14 protein-coding genes are annotated in these 20,550 nt (G+C 66.0%); 9 read left to right on the top strand and 5 right to left on the bottom strand.

Annotation, left to right across the window (positions count from 1 at the left end):
* Window positions 1-124: 124 nt before the first annotated feature.
* The 3 genes from ACFX59_RS12960 to purD are packed head-to-tail and all read right to left on the bottom strand — an operon-like array spanning window position 125 to window position 2,776.
* On the bottom strand, window positions 125-685 hold the full coding sequence (locus ACFX59_RS12960) for a hydrolase (RefSeq protein WP_387432685.1): 561 nt from the start codon (window positions 683-685) through the stop codon (window positions 125-127).
* Between the two features lie 34 nt (window positions 686-719).
* Window positions 720-1,439 (bottom strand): hypothetical protein, encoded by a 720-nt coding sequence (locus tag ACFX59_RS12955; protein ID WP_309691636.1) that lies wholly within the window; start codon window positions 1,437-1,439, stop codon window positions 720-722.
* Window positions 1,440-1,483: 44 nt separating this feature from the next.
* Window positions 1,484-2,776, bottom strand: a complete 1,293-nt coding sequence (purD, locus tag ACFX59_RS12950; RefSeq protein WP_387432683.1) for a phosphoribosylamine--glycine ligase — start codon at window positions 2,774-2,776, stop codon at window positions 1,484-1,486.
* On the opposite strand from purD, the gene xseA reads away from it, so the two are divergent.
* Genes xseA through ACFX59_RS12935 form a run of 3 tightly spaced genes read left to right on the top strand, consistent with a single transcriptional unit; the run spans window position 2,775 to window position 5,276 of the window.
* A complete protein-coding gene (xseA, locus tag ACFX59_RS12945) occupies window positions 2,775-4,208 on the top strand; it encodes an exodeoxyribonuclease VII large subunit (RefSeq protein WP_387432681.1) in 1,434 nt (477 codons plus the stop codon). The genes purD and xseA overlap by 2 nt on opposite strands.
* Window positions 4,209-4,224: 16 nt before the next feature.
* Window positions 4,225-4,425 (top strand): DUF2093 domain-containing protein, encoded by a 201-nt coding sequence (locus tag ACFX59_RS12940; RefSeq protein WP_387432690.1) that lies wholly within the window; start codon window positions 4,225-4,227, stop codon window positions 4,423-4,425.
* Window positions 4,422-5,276, top strand: a complete 855-nt coding sequence (locus ACFX59_RS12935; protein WP_387432680.1) for a M23 family metallopeptidase — start codon at window positions 4,422-4,424, stop codon at window positions 5,274-5,276. Before ACFX59_RS12940 ends, ACFX59_RS12935 begins: the two co-directional genes overlap by 4 nt.
* A gap of 6 nt (window positions 5,277-5,282) precedes the next feature.
* Here the strand turns inward: ACFX59_RS12935 and ACFX59_RS12930 are convergent, their stop codons facing one another.
* Complete coding sequence (locus tag ACFX59_RS12930; protein WP_387432679.1) at window positions 5,283-5,945, bottom strand: hypothetical protein; 663 nt, start codon at window positions 5,943-5,945, stop codon at window positions 5,283-5,285.
* A gap of 97 nt (window positions 5,946-6,042) precedes the next feature.
* Here ACFX59_RS12930 and ACFX59_RS12925 point away from each other — a divergent pair, with 97 nt between their 5' ends.
* From ACFX59_RS12925 to ACFX59_RS12915, 3 genes are all read left to right on the top strand, one after another.
* Window positions 6,043-8,931: a TonB-dependent receptor domain-containing protein gene (locus ACFX59_RS12925; protein ID WP_309691646.1), complete on the top strand. Its 2,889-nt coding sequence runs from the start codon at window positions 6,043-6,045 to the stop codon at window positions 8,929-8,931.
* Window positions 8,932-9,839: 908 nt separating this feature from the next.
* On the top strand, window positions 9,840-12,887 hold the full coding sequence (locus ACFX59_RS12920; protein ID WP_387432677.1) for a TonB-dependent receptor domain-containing protein: 3,048 nt from the start codon (window positions 9,840-9,842) through the stop codon (window positions 12,885-12,887).
* 139 nt (window positions 12,888-13,026) lie between these two features.
* Window positions 13,027-13,767: a 2OG-Fe(II) oxygenase gene (locus ACFX59_RS12915; RefSeq protein WP_387432675.1), complete on the top strand. Its 741-nt coding sequence runs from the start codon at window positions 13,027-13,029 to the stop codon at window positions 13,765-13,767.
* Between the two features lie 52 nt (window positions 13,768-13,819).
* On the opposite strand, the gene clpB is transcribed toward ACFX59_RS12915, so the two are convergent.
* Window positions 13,820-16,399 carry an ATP-dependent chaperone ClpB gene (clpB, locus tag ACFX59_RS12910; RefSeq protein ID WP_387432674.1) on the bottom strand — a complete coding sequence of 860 codons (2,580 nt, stop codon included), beginning with the start codon at window positions 16,397-16,399 and terminating at the stop codon, window positions 13,820-13,822.
* Between the two features lie 213 nt (window positions 16,400-16,612).
* Between clpB and ACFX59_RS12905 the strand changes: the two genes are divergently transcribed.
* From ACFX59_RS12905 to ACFX59_RS12895, 3 genes are all read left to right on the top strand, one after another.
* Entirely contained in the window at window positions 16,613-19,468 is a 2,856-nt protein-coding gene (locus ACFX59_RS12905; RefSeq protein ID WP_387432673.1) for a M16 family metallopeptidase, read from the top strand.
* Window positions 19,469-19,480: 12 nt separating this feature from the next.
* Entirely contained in the window at window positions 19,481-19,780 is a 300-nt protein-coding gene (locus ACFX59_RS12900; RefSeq protein WP_307102239.1) for a hypothetical protein, read from the top strand.
* A 256-nt stretch (window positions 19,781-20,036) separates the two neighbouring features.
* On the top strand, window positions 20,037-20,471 hold the full coding sequence (locus ACFX59_RS12895; protein WP_387432671.1) for a hypothetical protein: 435 nt from the start codon (window positions 20,037-20,039) through the stop codon (window positions 20,469-20,471).
* The last annotated feature ends 79 nt before the right edge of the window (window positions 20,472-20,550 follow it).

Here is a 20,550-nt window from a genome sequence, read left to right as displayed (position 1 = left end):
CTCACCCAAGCTGCGCTAGCCAGCAGGCTGGCAAGCTTCGCTAACCCTCTCCCCTGTCCAGGGGAGAGGGAAGAAGATGCAATACTGAATGGCGATCCGCCATGGGTGGGATTGATGGCGGGACTCAACCTTCCAACCGAATATCCCCGGACGCCACCACGCGCGCGATCAGCGGCAGGATATGATCGACCGCAAAGGCGTGGAGTTCGCTCGACCGTGACGCGCAGGCATCTTCGGCGATGACCACGTCATAGGACAGCTCCCACGCCGAACGCGCGGTCGATTCGACGCCCATATTGGTCGAGATGCCCGCAATCACCACCGTTCGCACCCCGCGCCGGCGCAGTTGCAGGTCCAGGTCGGTGCCGGTGAAAGCGCCCCAGTGATGCTTGAGCACCACGATGTCGCCAGGCTCGACCAGGCCGGGGACCAGTTCGCTGAAGTCGGGCGGGGTGCCCTCGGGCGGCAGGCTGGGGCGGTCGACCGCCTGGCTGGGCATCGTCTCGGGCGTGAAGCCGACATGGACCAGCACGACCGGCGCACCCGCCGCGCGGAATCGGGCGGCGAGCGCCTTGGCGGTGGCCACGACCTCGTCCCCTGAGCGGGGGCCACCGGCGCGCGGGACGATGCCCTGTTGCAGGTCGATGAGGATGAGTGCGGTGGTGGCGGGATCGAGTGTCGTCATCGCACCTCAACCGACCGGCAAAGCCCCCGTTCCGTCAGAGCCTGCCGAACACCGCCTCGAAGCCCGCACGATCGCCCGCCGCCAGCAGTCGCGCCTGCTCCAGCCAGCGGTCCCGCGCCATCCGGCCCGAAAACGGCCCCAGTTGCGCGTCGAGCGACTGGGCCTGCGCCTCGCTCAGCCCCGCCATGTCGCCGACCGTGGTGATGCCATGTTCGGCCAGCTTTTGGGTCAGCTTGGGCCCCAGGCCCTTGAGTAGCGTGATCGGCTGATCCTCGGGTCGCGCGGCCTGGGCCGGAGCAGGTTGCGGAGCAGCCTCGGCGGCGGGGCTGGCGGCCAACGGGGCGGCTGCGGCGACCGGCTCGGCGTTCAGCGGCTCGTCCGCCACCGGCGATTCCTCCGGTGCCGCAGGGGCGGGCATGACCGGGGGCGGCGGCGGGGCTGCCGGAGCCGGAGCGGGTGCAGGCGCTGGTGCGGGTTCCGGAACAGGCTGGGGTTCCGGAACGGGCCGGGGCTGCGTCAGCGCGGCTTCGCGGATCGGGGCGCTGTCGGGCTGGCGGAGCGCGACGCCCGCTTCCTCGGCATTGTCCTCGACCTGGCGGGTGGCCTTGTTCCGGCGATGCTTGAGCCGCATCCCGATCAGGATGACCGCGATCGCCGCCACCGCGACCAGCGCGATCAGGGCGAAATGGATGGTGGTGATGGTCGCCACGCCATCGGGGATCAGGCTTTGCGCCGTCGCAGAAGTCTCGTTCATCGCCTTACCCTATTGTCCCATCGCCCCGATCGCGAGCCCAATCGTCAGGCTCTGGCCTCGGTTCCCTGTGCATCGGCCTCCCGCGCGACCTCGCGCCAGCCGATGTCGCGGCGGCAGAAGCCGTCGGGGAAGCGGATCGCATCGACCGCGCGATAGGCGGCGGCCTGCGCCTCGCCCACGGTGGCGGCGCTGGCGGTGACGGCCAGCACGCGGCCGCCGCTGGCGACCAGCTGCTCGCCGTCCAACCGGGTGCCTGCCTGGAACACGACCGCGCCGGTCGCCTCGGCGGCGTCGATCGCATCGATGCTCCCGCCCGCGCTGGGCGTGCCGGGATAGCCCGAAGCCGCCATCACCACGGTCAGCGCGGGATCGTCCGAGAAGGCGGGCGCGGGCAGCTCGGCCAGCCGCCCCTCGGCCACCGCCAGCATCACCGCCAGCAGATCGCCCTGGAAGCGCAGCATCAGCACCTGGCATTCGGGGTCGCCGAACCGCGCATTATATTCGATCAGCTTGGGCCCCTGCTCGGTCAGCATCAGCCCGGCATAGAGTACGCCCGAAAAGGGCGTCCCTTCGGCGCGCAGCGTATCCACGGTGGGGCGGACGATCCGGTCGATCGCCTGGCGCTCCAGCTCCGGGGTCAGGACGCGCGCGGGGCTATAGGCGCCCATGCCGCCGGTATTGGGGCCGGTATCGCCATCGCCGACGCGCTTGTGATCCTGCGCCGAGCCGAAGGGGAGGAGCGCCTCGCCATCGGTCAGGACGAAGAGGCTGGCCTCCTCGCCCGCCAGGAATTCCTCGATCACGACTTCGGCGCCGGGGACGGAGAACAGGTCGGCGATCGCGGCATCGGCCTCGGCGCGGGTGAAGGCGACGGTCACGCCCTTGCCCGCCGCCAGTCCATCGGCCTTGATGACGACGGGCAGGCCGAAGGTCGTGGCGAGCGCCGCCTGCGCGTCGGCGAGGGTCGAGACGCGGACATAGCCCGCGGTCGGGATGTCGGCGCGGCGGCACAGGTCCTTGGTAAAGCCCTTGGAACCCTCCAGCTGCGCGGCGGCCTTGCTCGGGCCGAACACCGGCACGCCCTCGGCGCGCAGCGAATCGGCCAGCCCGTCGACCAGCGGCGCCTCGGGCCCGACCACGACCAGGCCGATGGCATGTTCCTTCACGAACGCCACCACGGCGGCGTGATCGGTCGCGTCCAAGCCGACGCAGGTCGCATGCGCGGCGATACCGGGGTTGCCGGGCGCGGCGTAGAGCGTATCTAACCCGTGCGACTGGGCCAGCTTCCATGCCAGCGCATGTTCGCGGCCCCCCGATCCCAGCAGCAGGACGTTCATGCCCGATCCTTATCCCTATGACGAAAGTTCGAGGCTGGTAGCCGAGGAGATCGCCGGCGACAACGCGCTCGCGCTGTCGGTCGGCGAACTCAGCCTGAAGCTGAAGCGGATGGTGGAGGGCGAGTTCGGCCATGTCCGCCTGCGCGGCGAGATTTCGGGATATAAGCGCGCCACCTCGGGCCATGTCTATATGAGCCTGAAGGACGAGAATGCCGTCATCGACGCGGTGATGTGGAAGGGGGCGGCAAACGGCTTGCCCTTCCAGCCGCAGGACGGGGTGGAGGTCATCGCCACCGGCCGCCTGACCACCTTCCCCGGCCGGTCCAAATACCAGATCGTCGTCGAGCGGATGGAGTTGGCGGGGGCGGGCGCGCTGATGGCCCTGTTCGAGAAGCTGAAGGCGAAGCTGGCGGGCGAGGGGCTGTTCGCGCGCGAGCGGAAAAAGCCCTTGCCCTTCATGCCGCCGGTGATCGGGGTCGTCACCTCGCCGACCGGCGCGGTGATCCGCGACATCCTCCACCGGCTGGAGGATCGCTGTCCCACCCATGTCATCGTTTGGCCGGTCAAGGTGCAGGGCGAGGGCTCGGCCAGGGAGGTCGCCGCTGCGATCCGGGGCTTCGACGCGATCGAACCCGGCGGCCCGGTGCCGCGCCCCGATCTGGTGATCGTCGCGCGCGGCGGCGGCTCGATCGAGGATCTGTGGTCGTTCAACGAAGAGGTGGTGGTCCGCGCGGTCGCGGAATGCACGATCCCGATCATCTCGGCGGTGGGGCATGAGACCGACACGACGCTGTGCGACTATGCCGCCGACCTGCGCGCGCCGACGCCCACGGCGGCGGCGGAGATCGCGGTGCCGGTGCTGGCCGACCTGCGCCTGACCGTGGCGAGCCACCGCCAGCGGACCGAACGCTGCGCGCGCCGCTATGTCGAGCGCGGGCGCGAGCGGCTGGACGCCATGGCCCGCCTTCTGCCCAAGCGCGACCAGCTGCTGGGACCCCAGCGCCAGCGCGCCGACGAGGCGGGGGTGCGGCTCGATCGCGGGCTGGAGCGGCGGGTGACGCTGGCGCGCGGCGGGCTGGACCGCGCGGGCGCGGCGCTGCGCCCGGCGATCCTCGAGCGCCAGGTCGAGCGCGGGCGCGACCGGCTGGCCTCGACCTGGCGGCTGGTCCAGTCGCTCAACCCCGACCGGATCCTGGAGCGCGGCTATGCCCGGATCACCGCGCGGCCCGGCGGCGAGACCTTGTCCTCGGCCGAGGCGGCGCGCGCGGCGGACACGCTGACGCTGCGTTTCCGCGACGGCATGGTCGATGTCGCGGTGGACGGGGACGTTAGCCGGGCCGGGGTTGAGCGCCCCGCCCCCAAAACCTATGACAAGCCCAAACGGGAGCCCAGGCCGGATCAATCCCGGCCGGACCAGCCCACGCTCCTTTGACCCGAAAGTGACGAAGATGCTGATGTCGAACACCGATCGCCCCGCGCGGCTCCATTATCTGGCCAATGGCTTTCGCGTCCTGTCGCCGGGCGACCATGTCGTCTGCGCGGTGACCGGCCGTCGCATCCCGCTCGAGGAGCTGAAATATTGGAGCGCCAGCCGACAGGAAGCCTATGCCGATGCGCATGCCACCGCGCAGGTGCTCGCCCCGCAATGAGGAAGGCGGGCGGTGTCGCGCTGGGGCTGCTGGTCGCGGGGCTGGGCCTGTCCCCGGTTCCGGCGCAGACCGTCGCGGTGTCCGCCGCCGCCCGCTCGGCGTTCCGCTGGACCGGCGAACTCAGCCAGGGCGGGTTGATCCGGGGACAGGCGCCCGCGGGCACGGTCGCGATGACGCTCGACGGACAGGATGTGCCGCTCACGCCGGACGGGGCCTTCCTGATCGGGTTCGACCGCGACGCCGGACCCGCCGCCGAACTGGTCGCGACGCTGGCGGACGGTCGCCAGTTGCGCCAGAGCCTGACCGTCGCGCCGCGCGCCTGGCGGATCGAGCGGCTCGACCGCCTGCCCAAATATCCCGTCCCCGATCCCGAATTCCAGCGGCTGCGCCCGCCCGAGCTCGACCGGATCCGCGCCGCCCGTGCCCAGGTCACCGATGCGGAGGGCTGGCGTCAGCCGCTGATATGGCCGGTCCGGGGTCGCATCTCCGGCCTGTTCGGGGCGCAGCGAATCTATCGTGGCGAGCCGGGCAGCTATCACTCCGGCACCGACATCGCCGCCGCCACCGGCACGATCGTCCGCGCACCCGCCGACGGCGTCGTGATCCTGGCGGCGGACACGCCCTTCACGCTGGAGGGGCATCTGCTGATGCTCGACCACGGCCAGGGTCTCAACAGCGCCTTCCTGCATCTGGCGCGCATCGACGTCCGCCCCGGCGACCATGTCCGCCAGGGCCAACCCATCGGCGCGGTCGGCGCCACGGGCCGCGCCACCGGCCCGCACCTCCACTGGAGCCTGCAATGGCGCGGACGTAAGCTCGACCCGCTGCTGGTGACGGGGCCGATGGGGTGAGGGGGGTCATTCCACTCGTTCGATCCGTACCGCTAGGTTGCCGTTGAACGAGGCCCGGAAACTGCCCATCGCCGCCTTGAAGATCCGCACCGGCTGACCGACCTCCGGATCGAATCGCGCCTTTTCGGTCGTGCGCCAGACGCCGCCCTGGTCCAGCCAGACGGTCCATTGATCCCGCCCGAATGGGGCGAGTCGAACCACCTTGGAGCGGACCTCGCGGATTTCCGGCTCCTTGGCTTCCTCGCGGCCGAACAGCTGAATCTCCGGCAGGCGCAAGCCGAACAGCGATTGCCGCTTCTGCCGAACCTCGCCCCGGTCGAGCACGACCATCTGTCGTTCGCTGCGCGCCTTGGCAAGCGCGGTTGCCGCTTGGTCGAAACAGGTCAGCCGTCGACCCGCATCGGCGATCGCGCGACAAGCCGTGATCTTGTCGATCAGCAACGCCGACTGCCCGCTATCCGGCGCATTCTGCGCCGCAGCGGGGCAGGCGCCCAGAATCGTGATCGCTAAAGCTATGACGTGTATAGCTTTTTTGGGTGTTTTTTGGGTCATTTTCCGCCGTCTACCCTTCCTATGATCCGACACGCCCTGTGTCAGTTTTGTCACTAGATTGCTAAAAGCCACGTCATTTTTGCTGTTTATGCGTGTTAGATTGTTGCCTGATGTCAAAACTATTGCATAAACCTTAACCCAGTCGATGGCGCACGGTCTTCGTGTGAGCATCGCCGATCCGCGAAGACGGATGAACAAAAAAAGGGGCTAGTATATGAAGGGAATGCGTTCGCGCTTGCTCGCGACGACGTTCATGCTGGGGGCTTTCGCGGCTGGCACGGCCGCTCAGGCGCAGACGGCGCCGGCCACCGGCGGTAACGCCGATGTCTCCACCTCCGCCGCAACGCAGCAGCCGGAAAGCGGCGAAGTCGTCGTCACCGGTTCGCGCATCGCGCGGCGTGACCTGCAGACGGCCGCTCCGATTGCGGTCGTGGGCCAGGAAGAGTTCCAGCTTTCCGGCACCGTGAACGTCGAGCAGGTCATCAACACCCTGCCGCAGGTGATCCCGGGTTCGACGGCCTTCTCGAACAACCCGGGTGGCGGCGTGTCGACGCTGAACCTGCGTGGTCTGGGCTCGCAGCGTACCATGGTGCTGGTCAATGGCCGTCGCTGGGTCTCCTACGACACCTCGCAGGTTGTCGATCTGAACACCATTCCGGCCTTCCTGCTGGAAGGTGTGGACGTGGTGACCGGTGGTGCATCGGCCGTTTACGGGTCGGACGCGCTGGCTGGCGTCGTCAATTTTCGTCTGCGCAACAACCTGAACGGCGTGATCGCCGGTGGCCAATATGGCATCACCGAGCGCGGCGATGGCCGTCGCTATGAGGGTTATGTCGCGATCGGCGGCGAACTCGGTGATCGCGGCCATGCGACGGTTTATGGCGAATATTACAACCGTGCCTCGATTTTCCAGGGCGCGCGTGACTTCTCGCGAGTCGCCCAGCAGGAGAATTTCGACGCCAACGGCAATCCGACCGGCTTGGTGGCTGGCGGGTCGTCGACCACCCCGAACGGCCGCGTCACCTCCACTTATGGATCGTCCGTCTGCCCGACGGGTAACGTCTTCTGTTCGCCGGGTGCCTTTTTCACTGCGCCGGGCGTCAGCCGTCGTCGGACCTCGACCGACCTCTATAACTATGCGGTCGACAATTATCTGATGGTCCCGCAGGAGCGTTACCTCCTCGGCGGCTATGCGGATTATGAGTTCAAGGACGGGCACACGGCCTATGTCGAGGCGACGTTCGTCAACAACCGCGTTGCCAACGAACTGGCACCGACCCCGGTCACGGGTACGTATCAAGTCAACATCAACGCCGTTTCGCCGTTCCTGTCGGCAAATGACGTGGCGGCGCTCCGTGCGCTGGATGCCGTCGCGGCGTCCGGTAACACGGTGGGCGATGGCATTGTCCCGCTCGCTATCCAGCGCCGTGTCAATGAAACCGGGTCGCGCAATTCGCTCGACGAGCGTAACGCATTTCGCCTGCTCGTCGGCGTTCGTGGTGCCATCACCGACGCTCTGAACTACGACGCATATTATTCCTATGCGCGGACCCGCAACTCGAACATTCAGGCCGGCAATATCTCCAAGTCGGCGTTCCAGGCGGGCCTGAACGGTTCGGCGAACGCGATCAATATCTTCGGTCCGGGTACCCTGACCAAGGCGATGGTCGATCAAATCTCGATCGTGGCACAGAACAGCGATATGTCGGTGCTGCAGGTGGCCAACGCCTCCGTGTCCGGCTCGCTTTTCAATCTGGGCCTGGGGGCCGGTGATGTCGGCTTCGCTCTGGGCGGCGAATATCGCAAGATGTCGGCCGAATTCGTGCCCGACACGGCGCTGTCGTCCGGTGACGTGATCGGCTTCAACGCCGGTGATCCCACCAACGGTAGCTACAACGTCAAGGAAGTCTTTGGCGAATTGCGCGTGCCGATCGTTGCGGACCGCCCGTTCTTCCACCGCCTCGAACTGGGTGGTGCAGGTCGCTATTCCAGCTATTCGCTGGGTGGCGTGGGCAACGTCTGGACCTATGCGGCGGATGCCCAGTGGGCGCCAATCCGGGACATCACCTTCCGCGCCCAATACCAGCGCGCGGTTCGTGCGCCGAACATCGCCGAATTGTATCAGGGCGCCGCAGTCGGCTTCCCGACCGCAACCGATCCCTGCTCGTTGGCTTCGGCGGCGAGTAATGCGACCATTCGAGCTCTTTGCATCGCGACTGGCGTTCCTGCATCGGCGGTTGGGCAGGCCAGCACCCAGATCAACTCGCAGATCCAAGGCGTTTTTGGTGGTAACCCGAACCTGAAGCAGGAAGTGTCGGACAGCATCACGGCGGGCGCGGTAATCCAGCCGTCCTTCATCCGCGGTTTGACGATCAAAGCCGACTACTTCAACATCAAGGTCAAGGATGCGATCAGCACCTTTGGCGGCGGTCTCGGCAATTCCCTCAGCCTTTGCTATAATGTCTTCCAAAACATCAGCAGCCCATATTGCCAGGTCTTCGTCGGCAAGCGGAATGCACTGGGCCAGTTTGACGGCGAGAACCTCCCGTCGTTGCTGAACGCCAATGTCGGTAAGCTGGAAGTCGAGGGTGTCGACCTTGCCGTGGATTACGCCACCAAGCTGGGCTTCTCGGTTTTCGGCGGGGAGCAGGTCAGCCGCCTGAACTTCTCGTTCCAAGGCACCTATACCGGCAAGAATACCCTGACGCCGGTCGCCACGGCACCGGATCTGAACAACAAGTGCGCCGGAGCCTTCGGTTCACTGGCCTGTGGAAGCCCGACGCCGCGTTGGAAGTGGGCGAGCCGCGCATCGTTGCTCGATGGTCCGTCGACCATTAGCGTGCGTTGGCGCCATCTGTCGGGTGTTCGCGACGACGATCCGGATACGACCTACTTCGTCGAGCGTATTCCCGCTTATGACGTGTTCGATCTGACGTTTGCGTTCGATGTTACCAACAACATGAACTTCGCGATTGGCGTGAACAACTTGTTCGACAAGAAGCCGAAGGTCCTGGGCTTGAACCAGGAGCAGTCGAACACTTATCCGGGCGTCTATGACGTGCTGGGACGTGATTTCTTCGCGTCGGTTCGTTTCACCTTCTAATTATCGCTATTCATCGGCGAAATTTCGCGGGCGGCAGGTCAATGATCTGCCGCCCATTTTTTTGGCTATATCCTACGATGCCGATTGATCGGTCCTCCATAAGCTCGGCGGCTTTTTGCCTGTTCGCAGGACGAAGGCGAGGGAGGCCATGGGGGTGCCCCGCGTGATATCCGCACGACGCTGTGGACCACGCTGCCGGACCGGGGCCCCGCGTCGCGGGAGGTGAGCCTGGTTGCAAGGTGAGGTCTTCACCTGCGACAACATGACCGACCCATGGCTGCGAGGCCTCGCAGGTCAGGTCGATTCACGCGATGCACTGTCTGGATTTTCCGCCTCCAAGCGCAGGCGGTGTCCAAAATCCTGTTTGCCGTTCTTGATCGGGTCAGAGGACTGGTGAACGGGTCAAGTGGCGGAATAGGCCTTGGGCGGTCCTATCAAGGCGCCCATTCTGCTGTCGGCGACGTCATTTTATCATCACGTTCTGATCGAGCGATATTGGCCTCGCCATGGCTGCACGCTGACCATGCGGGCGGATCTTGCCGGTAACCCATTCCGGGACCTGATAACCCCCCGATCCGGGCTTGCCCCGCGTCCGATACTGACGGTTGTCCCTACGATCACTTGCCGCACAAGCGTCAGGGATATTGTCATATCGTTTGCATTCAGAAACATGTCATCCTTGTGTCATGTGATGCGCCAGTACCCGGATAGGCCAATGTGGAAGTGGTTGTGTCATTTTTGCGACACACGTACGCTTGATGCGATTGTGGCGCTATTCCGGACTTTACAGCGGCGTAAGTTCCTCTCAATCAAGCAACATTCCATCAAGAAACGCAATTTTTGTTTCACCAGGGTGGGGAGCCGCCGAGCCCAAGGTCGGTCGGGTAAAAACAAGAGGGGTAGTAAACATGACCAATTCATGGATCGGTCAGCGCAAGCTTGGCTTGCTGGCGACCGTTGCGCCGCTGTCGATGCTGTTGGGCGCGCCCGCACTGGCGCAGACCGCGCCTGCCGCGAGCCAGAATGCCGAGAACAATGCGCAGGTCGCTCAGGGCGCCGAGCAGGCGAATGCGGGCACGAGCGGCGATATCGTCGTCACCGGCTCGATCATCCGCGGCGCCGATGTCGGCCCGTCGCCGGTGTCGACCATCACCGCCGAGAATCTCGACGTGCGCGGCATCAACACGGTGCAGGCCGGTATCCAGGCGCTGGCATCGAACAACGGCCCGGCGCTGACCAACTCGTTCACGGCCAATGGCGCATTCGCGACCGGCGCGTCGTCGGTGTCGCTGCGCGGCCTGTCGACCAACTCGACGCTGGTGCTGTTCGACGGCCTGCGCGCCGCCTATTACCCGCTGTCGGATGACGGCACGCGCAACTTCGTCGATCTGAACACCATTCCCGACGACATCGTCGACCGCGTCGAAGTGCTGCGCGACGGCGCTTCGTCGAGCTATGGCGCCGACGCGATCGCGGGCGTGGTGAACATCATCACCAAGCGTTCGGTGAAGGGTATCATGGGCCGCGCCGAGGCCGGTATCTCCGAGCGCGGCTATAACGCCAACCAGCGCCTGTCGCTGACCGCCGGCACCGGCGACCTCGATGAGCAGGGCTATAACGCCTATATCAGCGGCTTCTACTACCGCTCGGAAGGCGTGAAGGCGCGTCAGCTGCCCGCACCGTATAATTCGAGCGACGAGCGCGGCATCTGCTCCAGCCGCACCGGCACGCTGGTCTGCGGCCCCAACAACATCGCCAACGGCCTGGATCAGAACAACCAGTACACCAACGGCTTCGCGATCAACACGCCGAACTTCTATGTTCGTCCGGCGGATGCGACCAACACCACCGCGCTCGGCCGCTATCAGCTGCTGAACCCGTCGGCGGGCTGTCTGACCGGTAACCCGTACAACCCGACCGCGGCCGAACTCGCGCTGCCCGCCAACGCGACCGCACCGGGCACCGTCTGCCAGGTCGACGGCCAGAATCGGTACGGTAATATCACCCCGGACATCGAGCGTATCGGCGGTTCGGCGCGCTTCACCGCCAAGATCGGTGACACGTCGGAAGCCTATCTGCAGGTCAATTTCCAGCAGGCGACGACCAGCTATACCGGCACCCCCACGGTGATCCGCGCCAATGCGCCGGCCGGTATCCTGTTCCCGCAATATTCGACGTCGCAGAACGCCACGCCCTCGATCGATCCCAACTCGTCGATCCTGGCGCTGCCGATCTATATCTGCCCGCGCTCGACCGTCGGCGCGTGCAACGCGACCAACGGCACGCTGAACCCGAACAATCCGTTCGCGGCCCAGGGCCAGGTCGCGCGTCTGGTCGGCCAGCTGCCGGGCAGCTTTGAATCGACCCAGACCCGCAGCCGCGTCTATCGCGCCGCCTTCGGCATCCACGGTACGATCTTCGACGATGTCGACTATCGTTTCGACGCGACCGCGATGCACACCGATCTGCGTCTCGAGCAGAACGGCTATGTCTACATCCAGCACCTGCTCGATGTGATCAAGGACGGCAGCTACAACTTCGTCAATCCGGGCCTGAACAGCCAGGCGACGCTGAACTATCTGACGCCGACCAACATCACCAACGACAGCTCGGACCTGCTGCAGGCGCAGTTCACCCTGGGCAAGGCGATCATGGCACTGCCGGGCGGCGACCTGCGCGTCGCGGTCGGCGGCTCGATCTTCTACGAAGCGATCGACGCGCCCAGCGCCAATTCGGACGAGAACGGCCCGACCCAGCGCTATTTCCGCCTGAACGCGTTCGGCACCCAGGGCAATCGTACCGTCTCGTCGGCCTTCTACGAGGTCAATGCGCCGGTGTTCGACCAGCTGACGCTCAACGCCTCGGGTCGTTATGACCATTATTCGAGCGGCCAGAGCGCCTTCTCGCCCAAGTTCGGCGCGATCTTCAAGCCGATCCGCCAGGTCTCGCTGCGTGGCACCTACTCGCGCGGCTTCCGCATCCCCTCGTTCGGCGAGGCGAATGCGCTGCCCACCACGGGTTACGTGACCCAGCAGCTGACGAGCATCCCGGCGGCGTTCCTGCGCCAGTACAGCATCAATCCGGGTGCCAACCAGATCTGCTCGGCCCAGACGCCGCAATTCTGCTCGTCCTACATCACCAGCTACTCGATCGGGCAGACGACGCTGGCCTCGCAGAATCTCGACCCTGAAAAGTCGCGCAGCTTCACCGCGGGCATCAAGGTCGATCCGGTGCGCGGCCTGTCGCTGACCGTCGACTATTACAACATCCGCAAGACCGGGGCGATCACCACCCCCGACCTGTCGCCTGCCATCGCCGCTTATTATGCGGGCAGCGCGATCCCGTCCGGGTTCCAGGTCATCCCGGATGCCGTCGACGTCAACAACCCGACCGCCACGCCGAAGATCGCCTTCGTCCGTTCGCAGCTGATCAACGCCCAGACCATCAAGTCCGAGGGCATCGACTTCGGCACGTTCCGCTGGAACACCAACCTGAATGCCAGCCTGATCCTGGAGCTGAGCACGACGGTGAACGGCGTGCGCCAGACCTATGTCGACACGCTGGGTAACTTCAACCTGACGGCGGGTTCGGGCACGTTCGAGTGGAAGGGCAACTGGGTCAACACCTTCGACTTCGGCAACTTCGCCTTCACGGGTACGGTCAACTACACCTCGGGCTATGACCTGTCGGCCATGGACCAGGGCGATGCGTACAAGGATTGCGGCCAGGCGCCGGCCTATTTCGGCTGCCGCGTGAAGAGCTACATCACGGCGGATGCGAACGCGTCGTTCAAGGTCAACGACAAGTTCACCTTCTACGTGAACGTCCTGAACGTGTTCAACCGCCTGCCTCCGATCGATCCGGTCACGTACGGCGCGTATCTGTACAACGCGGTGCAGGGCGGCGACGGCATCTTCGGCCGTCAGTTCCGCGCCGGCGCCAAGTTCAACTTCTAACCCCAGGGTTCGCTTCGGCGAGCCCTACTCGGGGGCGGTTCCTTCGGGAGCCGCCCCCAATTTTGTGGAGCGGACAAGCGCGACCGGCCGCGCATGTTAAGGGTTGCTGGCGGGTGGCGGATCGCCGAACAATCGCGTGATGAACCTGCCCCCGCTTCACCTCAATCCATCCCTCGACCCGGATCGTCTGGCCGGGGATTTCGCGCGTGACCGCCGGGTGCGGATTCGCGATATCCTGACCGATGAATGCGCGGGCTGGTGGTACGATCATCTGCGTCAGCGCACCGATTGGCGGCAGGTGGTGAACAGCGGCGACCGGATATTCGAACTGGATCGTGCGACGCGCGAAGGGATGAGCGCCGCGCAGCGACAGGCGCTGGACGATGCCGTCTATGCGGGTGCCCGAACCGGGTTCCAATATCGCTATGAGACGATCCGCACGCCCGATGGCACCGCCGCTCGCGAGGCGAGCGACGATCCGCTGACGGCCTTTGGTCGCTGGATGTCCGAAGGGGCCGTGTCCGACCTCTTGCGCAGGATCGTCGGCGACCCTGCCGTCGCCATGGCCGATGCGCAGGCGACCGCCTATGCGCCGGGGGACTTCCTGACCGGCCATGACGATGGCATGGCGGGCAAGAACAGGGTGGCGGCCTATGTCCTGGGCCTGACGCCGGCATGGCGATGCGAGTGGGGCGGCCTGCTGCTGTTCCACCCGACACAGGCGGATGGGGATGCGGCGGAAGCCTGGGTGCCCCGATTCAACACGCTCAACATCTTCGCGGTGCCGCAACCGCATAGCGTGTCGGAAGTGACCCGCGCCGCGCCCTATCGGCGTTATGCGATCACCGGCTGGCTGCGACGCGGGCCGATCCCGGCCTGATCGGGCAGGGCGGGCGAAGCCGGGCATATCATCCCGGCTTCGCACGGAGAAATCACCCCACCGACAACGCCAGCTTCCCGTCGCCCTCATCCACGGTGACGGTCGCGCCGTCCTTCACATGCCCGCGCAGGATTTCCTCGGCCAGCGGGTCCTGGAGGTGCCGCTGGACCGCGCGGCGCAAGGGGCGTGCGCCATAGACCGGGTCGTAGCCCACCCGGCCCAGCCATTCGCGCGCGGCGTCGGTCAGGTGCAGGGTGATCTTGCGATCGCTGAGCAATTTGGCGACGCGGCCGACCTGGATGTCGACGATCGGTCCCATATGGCTCTGGCCCAGCCGGTGGAACAGGATGATCTCGTCCAGCCGATTGAGGAATTCGGGGCGGAAATGCGCGCGGACGATCTCCATCACCTGCGGCTCGACGCTCTCGATGCTCTGCCCGTCCTCGACATTGGCCAGATACTGGCTGCCGAGGTTCGAGGTCAGGATGATGAGCGTGTTCGAGAAGTCGACCGTCCGCCCCTGGCCATCGGTCAGGCGGCCGTCGTCCAGCACCTGGAGCAGCACGTTGAACACGTCGCCATGCGCCTTCTCCACCTCGTCGAACAGCACGACCTGATAGGGCCGCCGCCGCACCGCCTCGGTCAGCACGCCGCCTTCCTCATAGCCGACATAGCCGGGAGGGGCGCCGATCAGCCGCGCGACGCTGTGCTTCTCCATGAACTCGCTCATGTCGAGGCGCACCATCGCAGAGGGATCGTCGAACAGGAATTCGGCCAGCGCCTTGGTCAGCTCGGTCTTGCCGACGCCCGTGGGCCCCAGGAACAGGAAGCTGCCCAGCGGCCGGTTCGGGTCCTGTAGCCCGGCGCGCGCGCGGCGGACGGCGGTGGAGACGGCGCGGACCGCATCCTCCTGGCCGATCACGCGCGCACCGATCACCTCCTCCATGCGGAGCAGCTTTTCGCGTTCGCCCTGCATCATCCGGTCGACCGGCACCCCGGTCCAGCGGCTGACCACGCCCGCAATATCGTCGGCGGTGACTTCCTCGCGCAGCATCGCGCCCTCGGTCGCGGACTGCGCCTCGGCCAGCTGCTTCTCCAGCTGCGGGATGCGGCCATAGGACAGCTCGCCCGCCCGCGCGAGGTCGCCGCTACGCTGCGCCTGATCGAGTTCGATCCGTGCCTGGTCGAGCTGTTCCTTGAGCTTGGCCTCGCCCGCGATCTTGTCCTTCTCGGCCTGCCAGCGCTGGGTCAGCGCGTGCGACTGTTCCTCCAGATTGGCGAGTTCCTCCTCCAGATGGCCGAGCCGGTCGATGCTGGCGGCGTCGCTCTCGCGGCGCAGCCCCTCGCGCTCGATCTTCAGGCGCAGGATGCGACGGTCGAGCGTCTCGATCTCCTCGGGCTTGGACTCCACCTCCATGCGGATGCGGCTGGCGGCCTCGTCCATCAGGTCGATCGCCTTGTCGGGCAGGAAGCGGTCGGTGATGTAGCGGTTCGACAGCGTCGCCGCCGCCACCAGCGCGCCGTCGGTGATGCGCACGCCGTGATGGAGTTCGTATTTCTCCTTCAGGCCACGCAGGATCGAGATGGTGTCCTCGACCGTGGGCTCGCCGACGAAGACCGGCTGGAACCGCCGCTGGAGCGCGGGATCCTTCTCGACGTACTTGCGATATTCGTCGAGCGTGGTCGCGCCGACACAGTGCAGCTCGCCGCGCGCCAGAGCGGGCTTGAGCAGGTTGGAGGCGTCCATCGCCCCGTCGCCCTTGCCCGCGCCGATCAGCGTGTGCATCTCATCGATGAACAGGATGATGTCGCCCTCGGCGGCCTTCACCTCGTCCAGCACGCCCTTCAGCCGCTCCTCGAACTCGCCGCGATATTTGGCACCGGCGATGAGGGCGCCCATGTCGAGCGCCATCAGCTTGCGGTCCTTCAGCGTGTCGGGCACGTCGCCATTGGCGATGCGCAGCGCCAGGCCTTCGGCGATCGCGGTCTTGCCGACGCCGGGTTCGCCGATCAGCGCGGGGTTGTTCTTGGTCCGACGCGCCAGGATCTGGATGGTGCGGCGGATTTCCTCGTCGCGGCCGATCACGGGGTCGAGCTTGCCGTCGCGCGCCACTTGCGTGAGGTCGCGGGCGAATTTCTTCAGCGCGTCATAACGGTCCTCCGCCCCCGCCGTGTCGGCGGTGCGGCCCTGGCGCAGCTGTTCGATCGCGCCGTTCAGTCCTTGCGGATTGACCCCGCCCGCCGCCAGCGCCTTGCCCGCCGCCGTGGTGGAGGCCAGCGCCAGCGCGAGCAGCAGCCGCTCGACGGTGACGAAGCTGTCGCCCGCCTTTTGCGCGACCTGCTCGGCCTGGTCGAGCACGCGGACCAGGTCATTGTCGAGGCCGGGCGACGACTGCGCCCCCGAGCCCGAGACGGCGGGGATACGGCCGAGCGCGGCATCGGTCTCGCGCTCGACGCGCTTGGCGTCGCCGCCCGCTGCCTGGATCAGACCGGCGGCCATGCCCTGATCGTCCTCGATCAGCGCCTTGAGGAGATGTTCGGGGGCGATGCGCTGATGGCTGTTGCGGATCGCCACGGTCTGCGCGGCTTGCAGAAAGCCTTTGGCGCGGTCGGTAAATTTTTCGAGGTTCATCTGGGGTTCCTGTCGCTTTCCAGGTCAGATGGTGTTGCAAATTGGCAACACAAGGGGTGGGCGCATGATGCTGTCCGCAAGATGGGATGGCCGTTTCGATTGCGAAAGGGTGGCAAGCGGGATGCGGCGAAATCGCTGTGTCGGACCGGGATTGCGGTCCGTCGCGCGCCCGCTATGCTCGACCCCTTACTGAGTGGGGAGACTCAAAAGATCATGCGTATCAAGTCCGTGGCGCTGACCGGCGCCGCCGCCCTCGCGTTCGTCCTGCCGGGCCAGGCCGTTTCTGCACAGACCGCGGTCAAGGCCGCCGCCACCGCGAAGCCCGCGCCCGTATCGACCCTCGTGAAGGCGGTCGACATCCCCTATCAGACCTTCACCCTGAAGAACGGCCTGCGCGTCGTCGTCCACACCGACCGCAAGGCGCCCGTCGTCGCGGTCAGCGTGTGGTACGACGTCGGCTCGAAGCACGAGCCCAAGGGCAAGACCGGGTTCGCGCATCTGTTCGAGCATCTGATGTTCAACGGGTCGGAGAATGCGCCGGGCGACTTCTTCGCGCCGCTCAAGTCGGTGGGCGCGACCGACTATAACGGCACCACCTATTTCGACCGGACCAATTATTTCGAGACGGTGCCGACCGCCGCGCTCGACCGCGCGCTGTTCCTGGAATCGGACCGCATGGGCTATCTGCTCGGCGCGGTGACGCAGAGCGTGCTCGACGAGCAGCGCGGCGTCGTCCAGAACGAGAAGCGCCAGGGCGACAACCAGCCTTATGGCCTGACCCAGTACAAGATCCTGGAGGGGCTGTTCCCCGCGGGCCATCCCTATGCCCACACCACCATCGGCTCGATGACCGATCTCGACGCCGCGACGCTCGACACGGTGAAGGACTGGTTCCGGCAGCATTACGGACCCAACAACGCCGTGCTGGTGCTGGCGGGCGATATCGACGTCGCCACCGCCAAGCCGTTGGTGGAAAAATATTTCGGCGCGATCCAGCCGGGTCCCAAGAGCGTCCTGCCGACCGTCGCCATCCCGACCCTGCCCGCCCCCGTCAACGAGGTGATGAAGGACCGGGTGGCGGCGGTCATGATCAGCCGCAACTGGGCGGTGCCGGGGCTGAACGATCCCGAAAGCGCGCCGCTGGTGGTCGCGGGGTCGATCCTGGGCGGGCTGGCCTCGTCGCGGCTCGACAATATCCTGGTCAAGCAGGAGAAGCTGGCGGTGCAGGTGTCGGCCAGCGACCGTCCCTTCGCACAGGTCGGCATGTTCAACATGACCGCGATCGTCCGCCCCGGCGTCGATCCGGCGCTGGTCGACAAGCGGATGCAGGAGATCCTGGCCGACTTCCTGAAGAACGGCCCGACCGCCGACGAGGTGCGGCGCGCCGTGACCCGGTTCGTGTCGGGCCGTGTCGAGGGGCTGGAATCGGTCGGCGGCTTTGGCGGCAAGGCGGTGGCGCTGGCCGAGGGGGCGCTCTACTCGAACGATCCGGGCAAATATAAGAAGCAGTTGCTGGCGATCGCGGCGCAGACGCCCGCGACCGTCAAGGCGGCGGCCGACAAATGGCTGTCGCGCCCGGCTTATACGCTGACCGTCGTGCCCGGCGCGCGCGACGCCTATGAGGAGGCCAAGGTGCCGCCGCGCGCCGATGTGCCCGCCGCGCCCGACCAGCCGGTCAAGGGGACGCGCGGCAGCCTGCCCGAAGTCGGCGAGGTCAAGCCGCTGAGCTTCCCGGCGGTCGAGCGCAGCCGCCTGGCGAACGGGATCGAGCTGATCTACGCGCAGCGGACCGCCGTGCCGGTGACGCAGATCGCGATGTCGTTCGACGCCGGGATCGCCGCCGACGTGCCCGGCAAGCTGGGAACGCAGCGCCTGGTCCAGTCGATGCTGGACGAGGGAACCACCCACCGCAACACGATCGCGATCGCCGAGGAGCAGGAGCGGCTGGGCGCCTCGATCGGGTCGAGCGCATCGAACGACCGCACGGTCGTCGGCCTCGACGTGCCGAGCGCCAATCTGGCGCCCGCGCTCGATCTCTATGCCGATATCGTCCGCAACCCCGCTTTCCCCGATGCCGAACTGGCACGGGTCAAGGCGCAGACGCTGGCGGGCATCAAGCAGGAGCTGACCAGCCCGCAGGGGCTGGCGAGCCGCGTCCTGCCGCCGCTCGTCTATGGGCCGACCAGCCCCTATGCCAAGGCGCAGGGCGCGGGCGATCCGCGGGCGGTGGCGGCGCTGACCCGCGCCGACCTGATCGCGTTCCAGCAGGCGTGGCTGCGGCCCGACAAGGCGAAGATCTTCGTCACCTCCGACCGTCCGCTGGCTGAGGTGAAGGCGGCGCTCGACCGGGTGCTGGGCGACTGGCGCGGCACGGGCGCGGCGGGGGTCAAGAACTTCGCGGCGGGGCAGCCCTCGGCGCCCAAGATCGTGCTGGTCAACCGGCCCGACAGCCCGCAGTCGATGATCCTGGCGGGGGCGCCGACGGGGCTGAAGGGCATCGACAATCTGCTGGTGCAGAACACCGCCAACGATGCGTTGGGCGGCAGCTTCCTCAGCCGGATCAACACCGATATCCGGGAGAACAAGCACTGGTCCTATGGCGTGCGCGGCGGGTTCCAGACCTCGGAATTCGCGGCGCCCTATGTCATGTCGGCACCGGTTCAGGCGGACAAGACCGGCCCGTCGATCGACGCGCTGCGCACCGACGTCACCGAATTCCTGACCACCAAGCCGATGGACCAGGTGGAGTTCGACCGCGCGATCACCGGGGCGATCCGATCGCTGTCGGGCAGCTTCGAGACGTCGGGCGCGGTGCTGTCGGCGATGCAGGCCAACGACCTGTTCCGCCGTCCCGACGATTATTATGCGACGATCACCCGGCGGTATCAGGCGATGACGCTGCCCGAGCTGAACAAGTCGATCGAGGCGGCGTTGAACCCCAGGCAATTCATCTGGGTCGTGGTCGGCGATGCCAAGACGGTCAAGCCGCAGCTCGATACGCTGGGCCTGCCGGTCGAGGTGGTCGAGGCGGCCGATGTGGCGGGGCCCGCCCCCGCCGCCGGACAATAAGGGAGAGCGAATATGGCCGACATCGACGGCACCTGGAACTGCACCGTCAAGTCGCCGCTGGGCGACCAGGAGATGACCCTGACCGTCACCACCGAGGGTGATCGCTTCACCGGCTCGGGCGGCGGCCAGATGGGGGCGATGGATATCGAGGGGAGCGTGTCGGGCAACACGATCCACTGGAAGATGTCGATCTCCTCGCCCATGCCGATGACGCTGGACTGCGAAGCGACCGCCGATGGCGACACGCTGACCGGATCGGTCGGCGCGGGCGCGTTCGGCAGCTTCCCGCTGTCGGGCACGCGCGCAGGGTGATTTCCACGCCTTGAGCGGGGAAAGGGCGGTACGTCGCAGGACGGGCCGCCCTTTTTCTTTGGGAGTTTCCCTTGGCCTTCGACTTCGCTCAGGCTGAACGGCTGTAGGGGAAAGCCCCGCACCCAACCGCCGTTCAGGCTGAGCGAAGTCGAAGCCCAGGTGCAAACACCTTGTGTGATTTTGGTCCCGCCGCAAGCGGGAAACGGCTCTGCGGCATTCCGCTTGCGGACGTTCGCTGGACCGCTAACATCGCGCCATGGCTAAAGTCGCTGACCTAATTCCTGAATTGAAAAGGTGGAACGAAGGCACCGGCATTTCGCCTGAAGATTGGATATACATCGAAGGGCGAGCCGACCACGCGCTTGGCTTCTGCGCCCTTTTCTGGCCGGATTTTGTGCAAATAGACGATTACGTGCTGCGCGCCCCACTCGATGTTGATCGGTTAAGAGGCTGGGAAAGCACCGGGCATTCTAAGCAGCAGGTTGAGACGGCTATGAACGCCTTCCTATTTGATTACATGTTCCCAGATGATGTCGCCCCAGTCGAACTGAAGAGCGCTCAACTCAACCGCCTGGCCACTATTATGTCCAATATGCTCGTTGCGAAGCTGAAGAGCGAATTTCCGGATCGCAACTTTTGCGCCTTCGTACTAAAAGGAGCCGATTTTGGGCTCTCATTCCATCAGGTGTGACGTCCATTTTTCGGCAAGTGAAGGCTATTTGGGAGAGCAGGCGATGCAAAGCGCAACCAAGCGGGACGCCTGACCGGAC

It is taken from the genome of Sphingomonas sp. NCPPB 2930 (assembly GCF_042867205.1).
Classification (GTDB): domain Bacteria; phylum Pseudomonadota; class Alphaproteobacteria; order Sphingomonadales; family Sphingomonadaceae; genus Sphingomonas.
The sequence above is the reverse complement of the archived record's forward strand: the minus strand, read 5'-3'. Positions and strand labels throughout refer to the sequence as shown.